This is a genomic window from Paraburkholderia adhaesiva (assembly GCF_021390575.1).
In the GTDB taxonomy this organism is placed as follows: Bacteria; Pseudomonadota; Gammaproteobacteria; order Burkholderiales; family Burkholderiaceae; genus Paraburkholderia; species Paraburkholderia adhaesiva.
This window is the reverse complement of the sequence record NZ_JAJEJQ010000004.1, coordinates 116,781-129,312: the sequence shown is the minus strand read 5'-3', so window position 1 is coordinate 129,312 and position 12,532 is coordinate 116,781. Positions and strand designations below refer to the sequence as shown.

Annotated in this window: 15 protein-coding genes; 4 read left to right on the top strand and 11 right to left on the bottom strand. The window is 62.0% G+C overall.

The annotated features are described in order from the left end of the window. Positions 1-60 precede the first annotated feature (60 nt). From L0U80_RS28715 to L0U80_RS28705, 3 genes are all read right to left on the bottom strand, one after another. A complete protein-coding gene (locus L0U80_RS28715) occupies positions 61-1,386 on the bottom strand; it encodes a hypothetical protein (RefSeq protein ID WP_233874279.1) in 1,326 nt (441 codons plus the stop codon). A gap of 54 nt (positions 1,387-1,440) precedes the next feature. Next, positions 1,441-2,259, bottom strand: a complete 819-nt coding sequence (locus tag L0U80_RS28710) for a hypothetical protein (RefSeq protein ID WP_233874276.1) — start codon at positions 2,257-2,259, stop codon at positions 1,441-1,443. Between the two features lie 67 nt (positions 2,260-2,326). Then, positions 2,327-2,878, bottom strand: coding sequence for a hypothetical protein (locus tag L0U80_RS28705; RefSeq protein ID WP_233874274.1), 552 nt, complete (start codon positions 2,876-2,878; stop codon positions 2,327-2,329). 94 nt (positions 2,879-2,972) lie between these two features. Here L0U80_RS28705 and L0U80_RS28700 point away from each other — a divergent pair, with 94 nt between their 5' ends. Further along, positions 2,973-3,458, top strand: coding sequence for a hypothetical protein (locus L0U80_RS28700; protein WP_233874271.1), 486 nt, complete (start codon positions 2,973-2,975; stop codon positions 3,456-3,458). 102 nt (positions 3,459-3,560) lie between these two features. On the opposite strand, the gene L0U80_RS28695 is transcribed toward L0U80_RS28700, so the two are convergent. The 6 genes from L0U80_RS28695 to L0U80_RS28670 form a co-directional block, all read right to left on the bottom strand. Further along, positions 3,561-4,286: a hypothetical protein gene (locus L0U80_RS28695; RefSeq protein WP_233874268.1), complete on the bottom strand. Its 726-nt coding sequence runs from the start codon at positions 4,284-4,286 to the stop codon at positions 3,561-3,563. Between the two features lie 6 nt (positions 4,287-4,292). Then, the gene (locus tag L0U80_RS28690; RefSeq protein WP_233874266.1) at positions 4,293-4,859 is read right to left on the bottom strand and encodes a hypothetical protein; all 567 of its coding nucleotides are present in this window, start codon (positions 4,857-4,859) and stop codon (positions 4,293-4,295) included. 24 nt (positions 4,860-4,883) lie between these two features. After that, positions 4,884-5,612 (bottom strand): hypothetical protein, encoded by a 729-nt coding sequence (locus tag L0U80_RS28685; RefSeq protein ID WP_233874263.1) that lies wholly within the window; start codon positions 5,610-5,612, stop codon positions 4,884-4,886. Continuing rightward, the gene (locus L0U80_RS28680) at positions 5,518-6,090 is read right to left on the bottom strand and encodes an SLOG family protein (protein WP_233874260.1); all 573 of its coding nucleotides are present in this window, start codon (positions 6,088-6,090) and stop codon (positions 5,518-5,520) included. Before L0U80_RS28680 ends, L0U80_RS28685 begins: the two co-directional genes overlap by 95 nt. Then, the gene (locus L0U80_RS28675; protein WP_233874258.1) at positions 6,087-6,449 is read right to left on the bottom strand and encodes a hypothetical protein; all 363 of its coding nucleotides are present in this window, start codon (positions 6,447-6,449) and stop codon (positions 6,087-6,089) included. Before L0U80_RS28675 ends, L0U80_RS28680 begins: the two co-directional genes overlap by 4 nt. A 63-nt stretch (positions 6,450-6,512) precedes the next feature. After that, positions 6,513-8,042 carry a hypothetical protein gene (locus tag L0U80_RS28670; protein ID WP_233874255.1) on the bottom strand — a complete coding sequence of 510 codons (1,530 nt, stop codon included), beginning with the start codon at positions 8,040-8,042 and terminating at the stop codon, positions 6,513-6,515. A gap of 98 nt (positions 8,043-8,140) precedes the next feature. Between L0U80_RS28670 and L0U80_RS28665 the strand changes: the two genes are divergently transcribed. The 3 genes from L0U80_RS28665 to L0U80_RS28655 all read left to right on the top strand — a co-directional run bounded on the left by L0U80_RS28665 (position 8,141) and on the right by L0U80_RS28655 (position 10,425). Beyond that, positions 8,141-8,995: a hypothetical protein gene (locus L0U80_RS28665; protein WP_233874252.1), complete on the top strand. Its 855-nt coding sequence runs from the start codon at positions 8,141-8,143 to the stop codon at positions 8,993-8,995. 151 nt (positions 8,996-9,146) lie between these two features. Beyond that, positions 9,147-9,944, top strand: a complete 798-nt coding sequence (locus tag L0U80_RS28660) for a C40 family peptidase (protein WP_233874249.1) — start codon at positions 9,147-9,149, stop codon at positions 9,942-9,944. Between the two features lie 43 nt (positions 9,945-9,987). Further along, positions 9,988-10,425 carry a DUF2628 domain-containing protein gene (locus tag L0U80_RS28655; RefSeq protein ID WP_233874246.1) on the top strand — a complete coding sequence of 146 codons (438 nt, stop codon included), beginning with the start codon at positions 9,988-9,990 and terminating at the stop codon, positions 10,423-10,425. A 1-nt stretch (position 10,426) separates the two neighbouring features. Here the strand turns inward: L0U80_RS28655 and L0U80_RS28650 are convergent, their stop codons facing one another. Together L0U80_RS28650 and L0U80_RS28645 are read right to left on the bottom strand one after the other, a co-directional pair. Further along, positions 10,427-12,070: a ribonuclease H family protein gene (locus L0U80_RS28650; RefSeq protein WP_233874243.1), complete on the bottom strand. Its 1,644-nt coding sequence runs from the start codon at positions 12,068-12,070 to the stop codon at positions 10,427-10,429. A 74-nt stretch (positions 12,071-12,144) separates the two neighbouring features. Then, complete coding sequence (locus L0U80_RS28645; protein ID WP_233874240.1) at positions 12,145-12,342, bottom strand: hypothetical protein; 198 nt, start codon at positions 12,340-12,342, stop codon at positions 12,145-12,147. Positions 12,343-12,532 lie beyond the last annotated feature (190 nt).

Below are 12,532 nucleotides of genomic sequence, written 5' to 3'. Positions count from 1 at the left end.
TCCTGAAGTGAATAGAGAGGTAGAAACGACCGCAGATAAAAAGTCAAGACTACCGAGCAGTCAGGCCGCGGCGAGCCAGTTGATCTGGTTGTTCGTTACGGTGGTGGATGCGCCCGTGCCGGACGAACTGGACGAGCCTGATAAAAGGAGGGCCCAGGTTGACGCATTGGACTGGCCACTGACGGGGTCGCTCGCTGGTGGGGTGGAGGTGGCTGCGGTGGCCGCAGTGGTCGTGGTCTGGATGGCCGTCGTGCTGGTGGCTGCGCTCACACCGGTGGTTGTCCCCGCCTGTGATGGATCGACCGACTGGCCCGTAATGCGTAGCGCCGGATCGATATAGGCGCCCGGGTACTGGTTCTTGAGCAGCGTATCGACGTCGGTAAGCGGGCAGGTTGCGGCTAGCCCATAGAGCTGTTCGTCGGGGTCCGTGGCGCTGGATACGCCCGCGGCCAGCACGCTGTTAAAGTCGTCAGTGCCGCCGATGAGCGATGAGATGTCAATCGCGTCGTCATCGGGTCTGGTGCTCGAGCGGGTGCAGATTTTCCATGATGGCGAAGCCGTATCGAACACGTTGATCATCTGCACATAGGTGAGCGTATCAAGCGCGGGCGTGGCCTGCGAGAGCGCGCCCGAGGCGTTGCGGTTGTAGGTCTGTACGAACTGCGCGATCACCATCGGATTGACCGCAGCGATGCCGGCCGGGCCTGCGGTGGCGGCGAGGCTTTGCAGGCTCGCGAGGTCCCCCGTACTCACAAGACTGGGTAAGGTCTGGCTGACGATCGCCGAGAGCACCGTGGGACTCGTGATCTGGCTCACGAGCGGTGCAAACACGCCCGAGACGCCCAGACTCGCGCACTGGTTGATGACACTCGCAGCCACGCCGCCCAGGGCCTGGTTGTCGATCATCATGAACGACGACGATCCCGAGAAGGCATTGATGAGCCTGCCCAGACTCTGGATATCGGTAATGGCGCCGTTGGCGATGCTGCTCACGACTCCACCCACACTGGCCTGCACGCTGCCGATGACTTGGGCTGGGGACGTGAGGCTCGCCTGCGCGGTGGGCGAGAGCGCGGACACCGCGCTGTTGACGGTGCCACCGGAGACCGCCTGCACGAGCGTATTGGACGCTGTGAGGATGCGTGCGATGGTGTTCTGTGGGTTCATCAGGAGCTGGCCGTTGGCGACACTCTGCACGAGCGGCAGGAGCTGGGCCGCGGCGGCTCCCGCGCGCAGCATGCCGAGCAGGTTGACGTCGTATTTCGCGGCGAGACTCTGGATCGAGTTGACGATGCCGGCAGCTGTGCCGCTATAGACGTCAATCGCGGCAAGACTGTCTGCGGGACCGGTGAGAAAGCCTGGATTGGCCAGCACGCCTGATGACATGGTTTGCTCCGCGATTCAGGACCGGGGAAGACACACAGTCTGTGGTGTCAGATATCACAATGAATCAAGGCTCATCAGGGTCAGGCGTGACTCATCTTCAGGCCGTGGCGAATCCATTTCGTCACGGAATTCATCCTGTCCCGTGCGGTGGCCGGATACGTCACGGGGACCGGCGCCAGGCAGCAGTTGCCCGAAGCCGATGGTCGTGCCGTGCACCGAGATGCGGCCGCTACGGAAATGACAGCGCACGCTGAAATCTGCCTGCGAGGTCTGCAGCAGGCGCAGGCTTCGCACGAATACCCTGAAGGTCATCGCGGGCCGGGCAAGTTCTCTTGCCTGTCTGTAGCGGGCCGCGGTGCGCTCCGTGGGCGTCTGGGCGATGGCGTTGCGCGGGTCGCTCACGTAGTCATCGAGCAGGGCACTCAGACGCTCGGGTCCGATGTCGAGTTCGACCAGAATCCTGCGCAGCAGCGTGGCGAGAATCACATTGGGGGGAATGACGGGGCCGGCGCTGGCATTGCCCGGATAGATCGTGATGGTGTGGTCCGAATAGCGTCCATCCGGGAAGTGGCAGCGCACGCCGAAATCGAGCTTCACGATCATCAAGAGGCGCAGGGCCTTCAGAAAGACCTTGAAGGTCATGCCGGAACGCGCGAGCTCGCGGGTGAAGTTGCCGCGTACGGTGGTGAGGTCCGAAGGGGTCTGTGGGATGGCATTGCGTGGATCGCTCACGTATTCGTGCAGCAGATCGCTGAGGCGCACCGGGCCGATATTGAGCTCGAGAAGCATCTTGCGATAGAGCCCCGTGAGGATGCCGCTGGAATCGGCGGAATTGCCCGCGCGCAGGATCTGGCCGAGCTGTCGGGAAACCATGATCGTGCTGCCTCGTGAAAATACGTGTGGAACGGTCCGTGAGACTGCCTGTGCGTCCGGCACCCGCTCAGGCGCCGGCCTGTTCGATGGCGTGGCTCATTTCGATCAGGACGATCATGAGTCGGCGCAGGTTGACAAACACGCGTGTGAGCATGCGCAGGTTGTACGGATGGATACCTGTTTGTACGCTGTCGCTCTCGCGCATGAGGTGGCACAGGTGCAGGATTTCGGCGCGAAAGCACGCGAGGTGTTCCGGGACATCGACATAAAAGCCCTCCTTCGATTCGAAGAAGCGGTCGAGCGTGGTCGCACGGCCTTCGAGCGTGGCCCACTGTGTGGACAGCGGCGCGCCTGAAGCCAGACGCGCATTGATGATGCGCAGTTCGCTGCAGTAAAGACCGATCGTGGCGTAGAACGGCCGGATGCTGAAACCAAACGAATCGGAGAGGTGGAAGTTCTGGAACCTTTCCATGTCCAGGCACTGGCACAGTGCTTGGAGTACCGCGCGGCCGGCCTCATGACTGGAGAGGGCCTGTTCCTGCGCAATGAGGCGGGCCAGATGCCGTGCGCAGCGCTTGCCGCGAAACCAGTGTCTGAACTGAATTTGCCACGATCGCATTGAAACCTCACCGGCAGTCCTGCTCGCGCGCAATCGTTCATTTTTATGATAGGCCGTTCAATTCCGGTTGTGATAACACCACGAGAGGAAAATCATGTCGCCCCCTTGTATGCAGTACGTATCCATGCCAGCCGGGCAACGCGGGCAGCCGGGCACAGGAGCCGGTATTGACGGGTTCGATGACGAGGACCAGATTCTCGATTACACGGTGCGTGAGCGCCGCAGAATCATCGTGACGATGGTGGGCGAGGACGGCGCGAGCCTGAAAGATCTCTCCCTGCGCCATCTGGACGTACTGCTGGCCGCGCTCGATGGCATGGACCGGGTGGCGCTCGGCAAAAAGCGCCTGAAGTCGGAGAACCTGGCGCTGGCCAGCCAGGCCGCGGCCGCCGCAATTATCGCGCGGATACTCGGCACACCGGGCATCGGGCAGGGTGCCCTGCTCGCCCGGCAGCAACAAGGCATTACGGTGCTGCCTGCAAGCGTGCCGGAGCCCGTGCTGGTGCCCGGCGAAACCGACATGGATGCCGCGCAGATGGATGTCGACACCTTCATGGCGGGTTTTAGCGCTGCTGCGTGAAAACGCCAAGGCATCCTGACAGCAACATCATGACCGGCCGCCTCGTCCCGGTGGGGAGAGGCGGCTTATGCCGCCGCCTGTACCTGCCATAGCGCCCGCTGTTCACGTCGACACCCTGCCAGCGGGTTGCGCAATGCTGAAATAGCGCACGTCGATGAGCTCCAGCCCGACGAAGGCGGAGGTCAGTATGGTCATCGCCGCAAAGGGATGGCTGCCATCATGCACAAACTTCTGCAGCGTAGCCTCGTCCGGGCGGTGGTTAAAGTAGAGCGCGGGCACCACCACGTTGATATCGGCCAGCGAGGTCCTGTGAAACGCCTGTTCATGCATGTCGAGCCACTCTTCATAGTCATACATGAAGAGCATGTCAAAACTCGCCTTCACAACAAGGGGCGTGAGCTGCGCGGGCGTGTGGCTAACCATCTCGACCGGCATGTGTCCGCGGCACCAGTATGTGATGGCGGCCTGTAATGCTTCGAGCGTGGCGGCATCGATCCGGTACGGCCAGGTGTTCACGAGCAGGCGCGCACCGTCGAGCCAGGGGCGTGAGCCGACAATGCCCGCGAGTGTGCGTGTGAAATCCGCAAGCAGCGTGGTGAGCGTGGTGATGGTGGCGTGCCGCAGTGTGTTGATGTCGCGCTCGCGATACAGGCGCCGGAAGGTTTCAGGCTCGATCCCGTCAAACACATCTTCCTCGCGCTGATGATAGTTGCCCAAGAGCGCACGCCGTGCGAGGGCGTCGTCGATCACGGCGAGCGTGGCCAGACGCGTGTCGAGCAGGCAGTCGAGGAAGATCAGGACCGAGGCAAGATGCGTGCCTTCGGTCATGGTGGGTTACCCGGTCGTGGTTTCGCTATGTGCGGTGCGGGTCATGCGTACCGTGCGTACCGTGTGTTTTGCACGCGGAATCACGACAAAGAGGTGGATGAGCAGCAGCACCGTGAGCCACTTGTTCTGCAGCAGCAGCTCCCGGGTGAGGCCGGGGTCGGGCAGCGACTCATGGATTTCGGGCGGTGTGGCGACGAGCTCCTGGCGCTGGACACCCGGCGCAGGTGATGCGTGCGACAGGTGTGAGGCGTCAGCCTCAACGGCAAAGGCGAGCGACTCGACCAGGCTCGCGTAACGTTCACCTGACGCGCCCCAGCGCGAGAAGAATACAAAGACGATCATGAGGATGAAGTCGCACACCTGCGGATCCTCAAACGCGAGATCGACGGCCCGCTCGAGTCCTCTCGCGGCGGCGAGCAGATAGGGCTTGTCGGCGAGAATGAGCGACATCAGGAAACCGGTCAGCTTCTCGCGCAGCTCGTCGTTGGGGCCGGCCACGTTATTGAGGACAAACTCCACGCTTTCCGTAAAGACTGCGGCGGTGTCCCGCCATTCGTCGGTTGTGAGAGCCACGGATGCGCTCCCTGGTTGGGCAAATCACAGTCCCTCGGCATCGAGGTGCATGGACAGCAGCATGATGCGCAGCGCCTGGGTTGATTTCACGCCGCCACGGAAGGGTTCGATCGCCTTCTGCGAGGCACCGCCCGTGCGCGCGAAACTCTCGTTCATCGCATTGAACCCCTGGGTGTCGCCCCCGCGCAGCGTGATCAGCTCGTGCAGGGTCCGGTCCAGATGAAAGGCGGCGAGTACCTGGTTCTCGGGAAACGAGATCTTGCTCGCTTCCGACTTGCCCGATGGCTGGCCGGTGAGATCGTCGACGCTGCGGTTGTCCTCAGGAATCGAGATCTTCTTCACGAGCAGCTGCGCCTGGCGGCACAGCGTGAGGTCGCACACGAGATAGCGCACTGGCGAGAGATAAGGCGGTGTGTCATTGCCGTGATCGATCCAGATGCGCTCGAAGAAGTTGTGCCCGAGCTCGTCGGCGATCGCCAGGTTATTGGCGATGGTGACCTTCTCTTTCGAGAGGTTGGGAGCGACGAGCGCCAGGTGGATTTCGCCGTGCTCAAGCTGCCGCATGAACGTGTGAAAGGCGGCGTCGTCCATGCCGGCAAAGAGGGACTGATAGATCCTGACGTTGCTGTCGGATCCCGGGATCAGGCGGCCGATGTAGTCAAGGATGAATTTTTCGGTCTGCTTTCTCCTTCCGGTGGGTTTGTCCGTTTTGCCTGTGCCCTGTGTGTTCTCCGTGCTGTCCATATTGCCCATGACAGGACTCCGGATCGCGATCGACGAAAAAGACGGTGGGTGCGATGTTGCGGTCTTCAGCCTCCGCTATCATGTTGCGGGTACCGGGCGAGACGCCATCCCAGAAGCACACCACGCGGGTGGCCACGCGTGCCATCTCGCGGTTGCGCTGATGGCCCGCGCGGGCGTTGTAGAGGCGCCCCGTGACAGCGTTGCGTTTGATATACGAGTCCGGTGCGCCCAGATCCTCCCAGTCGGCCGGATATTCGGTCCAGGCGCGCCCGTTCTGGCGGCACCACCGGATGATCATTTCGTCGGGGCCACTCGCGGCCCGACCGGTCATGAAGATGACCGGTACATCGGGCACCGTGTGGGCGATCCACGACTCGAGCAGCTCCACGAAGAGGGCATAGTTGTTAAAGCTACGGCTGCCCGAGACCACCACGGCTTCGTCGAAGCCCGTTATCGCGGCGTGGCTGAGTGCGTAGTGGCCGATCATAGGGACCCGGGGAGCTGGTGCTCGAGAATGAACGGCAGCACGCCGGTTTCGAAGAGTTTTTTCCAATCCTGAATGCTCCCTTCCTTGTCCACCAGGCAGTAGCGCACGTCGATGGTGTCGATGCGCTCGCGTTGATTCAGTTTAGCGAAGATAAGCCGCCACGCCCGGTTGATGGCAAAGCGTTGATAGTTGGGGTCGGGTAACGACTCGACACCGGCCTGCAGAAAGCGCAGCCACGCATGGGGTTCCGGGTGGTGATGCGCCGCGAGCAGGGGCGTGACGAAGGCGACCAGGTTTTCAGGCGTTGTATCCGGACCCGCTGTGTCCATGCCTTCCGGGGCATCGTGGGGTTCAGTCATGATGCGTTTCCATTGACGTGATATAGGACTCAGCCCTTTTGCGATCGGTTCTGTGTATGTGTGTCAGGCGACGCTTGTGCCGGCCTGCATGTCGACCGGTACGTCGCGTGCGCGGTAGGCTTCGATGCAGCGCTGGTAACGGGCCTTGATGGTCTTCCTGTCTGCTTCGAGCCAGTAGGGCACGTAACGCTCGGGGTGGCCCGTCGCGAGACTCATACGAATGAGATCCAGCGTCGAGAGAAACGGCAGCTCCCGGGTCTCACCCGCTTCGTGGGTCCACCATCCGCGTGTATCGAGCAGCACTTTCCAGTCGTAGCCCTGTGCCTTGAGGTTTTCGTAAAGCGCCCTGGGTGTGAGGCGGAACCGCTCGGGCTGGGTGTGCCAGAGATAGCTCATCTGGCACATCTCGGAGGTAATCGTGAGCGCCCGGCGCAGGAGCGGATCGGCATCGATCTTCGCGCGCACGGTGGTGCGCTGCAGTTTCACCTCCGGGTAGAGCGCGAGTGCATAGCTCGTGTTGCTGCCTTCAAGTCCATAGTGGCCGTTCTCCCGGATGTGGTGAAACTCGGTCAGTGACGGCAGCACGCCATCGGACTGCGAAACGATCAGTGTGATGGGCATGCCAGACGGTCCCGCCTTGCCGCGCAGGTTACGGATGAGCACCGCGTTCAGGTCCGTGTCGTGGGCGAGGTCATCGCTGCTGCTGCGCGGATATTCTGGCCCCTTCGTGGCATGATTGACGAGCGGTGCCGCATTGAATGCGTGCCAGCAGTTGTGGGTGAGGAACGTGAACTTCGCGGGTACCCCCTTGATCTTCTCGCCGTTGCGCAGGTATCTGAGCATTGTGGCAGCGCCCCCGGTACCGGGCGGCCCGCCGTGCAGATCGATCACGTGGCCGATGTGCGCGGTCATGAGCAGATAGTCGTAGACGCTCGTGTGGATGCGCGGCACCTCCATCAGGATGCGGTTTTTCACGCGCCCCTGCTGCATGTCGATGGTGTTACCTTTGGCCTCGCCGAGTTCAATCTCGTCCTGCATCTCGATGATGTTGCTCGTCTCGAACTCGCTGAACGAGTCAATCTCGGTGAAGGTGGGAACAAGCATCGAGAGGTTTGCCGAGCGCTCACGGTTCCAGTAGGGGGTAGCGACGGTGATGTCGCGGCGGCGGCGCTTTTCTTCCAGTTCTTCCTTGTGCAGGCGGTACCACTCGTCACCGGCATAGACGGTCTTGTCGGTGACTAGCCAGCGGCCACTGGCGAGGATGTTCTCGTGGTGAAAGTCCGCGATGTTCGCGGCGACCCGGATCTGGTGTTCCTCGTGGATACTGGTTTCGGTGTCGTAGGTCTTGGCGGTGGAGTACATCATGCGCGACATGGCGGTGAGCATCATGAAGCGCTCGATGGTGGACTTGAAGTTGTTGCCGATGCCGACGATCCCGGTGATGTAGCCGAGTCCCCCGTTGAGGACCGATTCGCCGCGCTGCCCCTCGATGTAGTGGCCGGTGGGAATGTCCAGGCACGCACCGAGGTTGATCATGAGCTTGACATTCGGTGCGGGCGTCATCCTGGAGCGAAGATCGATGTCCGCAGGCATGGTTTCTCCCGCGATGGGAAATACGCTGTTCAGGAGTGCTTGCAGACGATGTGCCGCGAAATTATTTTATGTCTGCCCGCGATCATGGATGACCTGTCATGACCACGCTACTCGAAAACCAGCGCCAGGTCGTGGCGCTCGAAGCCTTTAACCTTGCCGATATCACCGGACTGCTGCACCGGATCATTCCCGCCGTCCGGCAGGGGCTTGGGGATCTTGCCGCGCTCGTCTCGCCGGGTGAGCGGCCCGTGGCGTTCAGCGCCGACCAGAAACAGTTTCTGGCGCTGCTTGCGGGGTATAACTACGTCACGCTCTCGCCGCTGCCGGCACGCGTGCCGCAGGGGCTGAAGGTGCCATACCTCGTCTATGCCGCAGCGCTCTCGGAGGCGGTCTCGCATGCGACGGCCATTCTCGATGAGCTTTCGCGTTACACGCTCTTTCTCGGCCAGCTCGTGACCAGCGCCGATTTCCAGTTCAGCGCGCAGTACAACCCGGACTACTACGGGGGGTTACATCGCCAGCGCGATGAAGACAATCTGAAGCTCGGCGAGTGTTTCCAGGCCGGCTCCACGAAGACAGATCGCACCTACGCGGATGTGGTCTCGCGTAATGCCGACTGGAAGGCGGTATTCGAGGTAACCAGCCGTCTTGCGGCAGAGATCAGCCGCGTCGATCGCACGCTCATCCAGAAGAAGATCGACGAATCCCTTCACCTGCTGGGTGTAATCGAGAAGAAGATCGCGCGCCGCGAGCTTGAAGGCATTTCACCCGAGGTCGTGACGGAGCTCTCGGAAGGGGCGTACCAGATAGCTTCGCAGCTCGAGATGTACAGCACCATCTGGTACAAGGTGCAGACATTCGTCACCGCGGTGAACTTCAGCACCCAGGTCGTGTTGCGGGCTCTTCAGCTGCCAGACGGCGACGGGCATGGAATGCAGGGCAAGGGGGCCTGATTATTTTGAGGGGGGATTTGCCATAAGCGTTAAATGAAAATTAACAAAGCTTTCAGTTGTATTGATCCGGTGATATTGTTGTGCACACAATCATCACGACACGCCGGTTTGGGTCCGTGCGCATCTCTGGCGCCTGACTGGCCAGAGCACCATGCGACTGCAATCCCTTTGCCGCAAGGCGACATCTGTGCTGCGCGCCGAGGCGATCATCCTGGCCATCGCGGCCGTCACGGGCGCTATGCCCGTATGGGCGCATCCTGAGCAGCACCGCGTGCAAAAGGTCCAGCATCGGCCGTTAGCGCATCGTCTTGCGCAGCATGTCGCCCTGCATGCGGATGTCGTTCCTGAGCACACCACAGCATCCACTTCGTCTGCTGCGCCGGACCTGCAGCCGGTCGGGGCGTTGAAGGACGTTCGGCTCACTGGGCCGGTCACTGACAGTGAGGCCGGGCCGTCGAGTGAATCAACCCCCGGGCCCGTTACGGTATCAGACCGTGATTCGGAAGGCTGGACGACCGTTGATCCCGATGCGAATTCAGCCGGCGGATGGCGTGCGGCGCTTGATCGCATACAGGACAAGGCGCTGAGCCTCGTGGGCATCCGTTACCGCCGTGGCGGCAACTCGCCCGCGAACGGCTTTGACTGCAGCGGCTTTGTGCAGTATGTGCTCAGCCGGGCAGCCGGAGTGCATCTGGCCCGTTCGGCGGCGGCCCAGGCCTCAGAAGGCAAACCCGTTGCGCTCGGGGACCTGCACACGGGCGATCTGGTCTTTTTCCATACGTTCGGTCGCGGCATTACACATGTGGGACTTTATCTCGGTCACGGTGACTTCATTCATGCGCCGTCAACGGGTGAACATGTGCGGGTGGAAAACATCAACCAGCCGTACTGGCAGAGTCACTACGTGAAAGCCGTCCGGCCGGACAATTCGGGTCCGGATAATAGCTGAGCCAGGATTGCCCGCTAAATGACAATAATCTGGAGACGAAACCATGCCTGAACTCACCCCTGGAGCCAGCGCATTGCCTTCTGAGCGGAAACCGAAATGGCGTGAGCGGTTCGAATTCTTCGAACAGTATGGCGCGCCGTCATCAGCTGAATTCAGCGCAGCGTTCAGGATACTGCCCGGCAGGAAAAAGCGGCTCATCAGCGCCAGCTGGCTGGGCTTTTTTTTCGGCCCGCTTTACTGGCTCGCGCTGGGCATGTGGCGGCGGGCGGTAACATGGCTCGCGATTGCGCTGGCAGTGGGTGTCCTGGAAGCGGTCTTCGAGGTTGCGACGAATATCGACATTCCCCACGGGATTGATTTTGGCATCAACATGGGCTTTGCCGTGGCAGCGTCCCTGTGCACGAATTATCCGTTCTACCTGAAGACGGTAAAGGGCGATAACGGATGGAATCCGTTCGCGGGATTGCGAAAGCGCGGATGAGTCAGGGGATGACTCTCAGGTTTGAGTAAGTGCCGGCGCTGATGCAGATATCTCCATCAGCCTCCACGACGGTGGCGTACCGGAACGAGCGCTCCGACTCGGACCATGTGATCAGACTCACCTTTGGGTTGGCCTTCTCCAGCCGTTTGAGCGCGTTGCGGTTGATGAGGTCGATGCCGAGTGTGAGCGTCACGGGAATGGTCGAGACAAAGTTCCCTGCGCGATAGCGGGCCGGTACCGTCAGGGCGGCAAAGCCCACGCCGTATTCGGCGCGCAGTTCCATCGTCTTTTCCGTGACGCTTTCCGAAGTGCTGCCCGTTGCCTCTTTTTTTCCGCCGCGCTTTTCCCTGGTTTCATAAAGCTGTTCAGTCAGGTCGGTAACGGTGAACGATGCATCGTGCTCCTCGTAGAGGCGTAGACGCTCCATCAGTTCCGAGACCGCTGCAATCGCACGCATCGCAATGCGCGGTGGGCGGCATTCGCGCGAAAGCGGCTTGTGGGTGTGGCCGCCAGGCTCCTCATCCAGGCAGTTCAGGTCGAGCCGCCAGGCGCTCGGGCGCAGCAGCGCGGCGGTGCCCCAGGTGAGGAGTTCGCGGTGCGTGGTGGCGCTGAAGAGCTGGTCCAGACGCACGATCACGATGGAATCAAGGCCGCCGGCGAGTTCCGTGGTGTAGCGGCGCACGAGCTCGATGGCCGCATCGGGTTCGCGCAACCTGGCCACCGTATGCGCGCCATCGCTCACGCGCTTGCCCAGCAGCTCGTCCTCCTTGCCGTGGTCGCCCAGCCAGTAGACACCCGCCTGCTGGTATTGCGCCACGCTGTTGAAGTACAGGCACCGGTTGGCGAGCATCGGATGACGGCCGGTATCGTACTTCCAGTACCCCTGGGCCGCGGTTGAGCCGATTTCGTTTTTCGCGCTGCCCTGGGCGGAGAGCGCGATGCCGATGGTGGCGAGCTTGTCGGCGAGCACGTTGCCCAGATGGTGGCTGTGGCTCTTCACCCACGTGAACTTTACCTCTACGCCCCGTTCGATGAGGCGGGTTTTCGCCACCTCCAGTTCCTTCCAGAGTTCGGCGTTGGGCAGCGGCTCGCCGCCGCGCTTGACCCATCCGTTCTTCTTCCATGCCGCGATCCATTCTTCCATGCCGCGACGCACGTATTCGCTATCCACGCGCACTATCACGCGGGCGACGTCGAACGCCTGCGCGTATTCGAGCGCACGGACCGCCGCCATGAGCTCGCCCACGTTATTGGTCGGGGCATGTCCGTTGCTGGCCAGCACGGACCCAAACCCGTCGACATAGTGGATGGGGGTGACCTCGGTGAGCCCCATGCGTTTTGCGGCATCGTACTTTTCCACATAGCCGCGGCGCGTGAGCAGCCACCGCGGGTTGCCGCTGCCCCGGGTGGGTACCGCATCGGCATACAGGTAGCCGTGCACGCCCCAGCCGGTGGGTCCCGGATTGGGGTTGCTGCCCGCGTCGGTATAGAGCACCAGTCCTTTTGCGATCGCGTCCAGCCCCGGCGATGAAGGGCGGGCGCGGGCATGCCCCGCGGCCTCGTCTGGGGCAGCCTCGTCGGGTGCAGCATTTTCTTCCCGTGTTTCCTCCAGGGGTTGTTCCAGTACCTCGTCGTCTGTGCTCATCGCGGCTCCTTGTCAGGATTCCTCAGGGGGGCGGGACACACAATCAGGCGGGCCGGTAATCTTTTACAGCGGTTTTATGGGTGTCCGGCGCTGCTGGCGTGGCAGCGCTCCAGATAGTCGCGGTAGGCGGTATTGAACGTGTTGCGCAGGGCGATGATGTAGTGGTGCAGGTCGACGATGTGCCGGTCGGCGAGCGCAAGTGCGGCGGCCGTGTCGCTGACGGCGTCGAGCTCCCTGAGCGGCGCTTTAGGCAGGGCGGGGAGCGCCGGCATGACAAAGCGGGTGCAGGCGGGCTGTGACGGGTTCACAGGGGCCGGGCTTGCCCGGGCCTGGGTGCGGGAGCGGCGTGCGGCGGCAGGGTGGCGCGGTCTGCCGGGAGAGGGAGCGGTGACGGGCGGGGTAGCAAGTGGAGTGACGGGTGGGGCGGAGGATGGGGCAGGAAGGGTTGCCGGGGTGAAGACA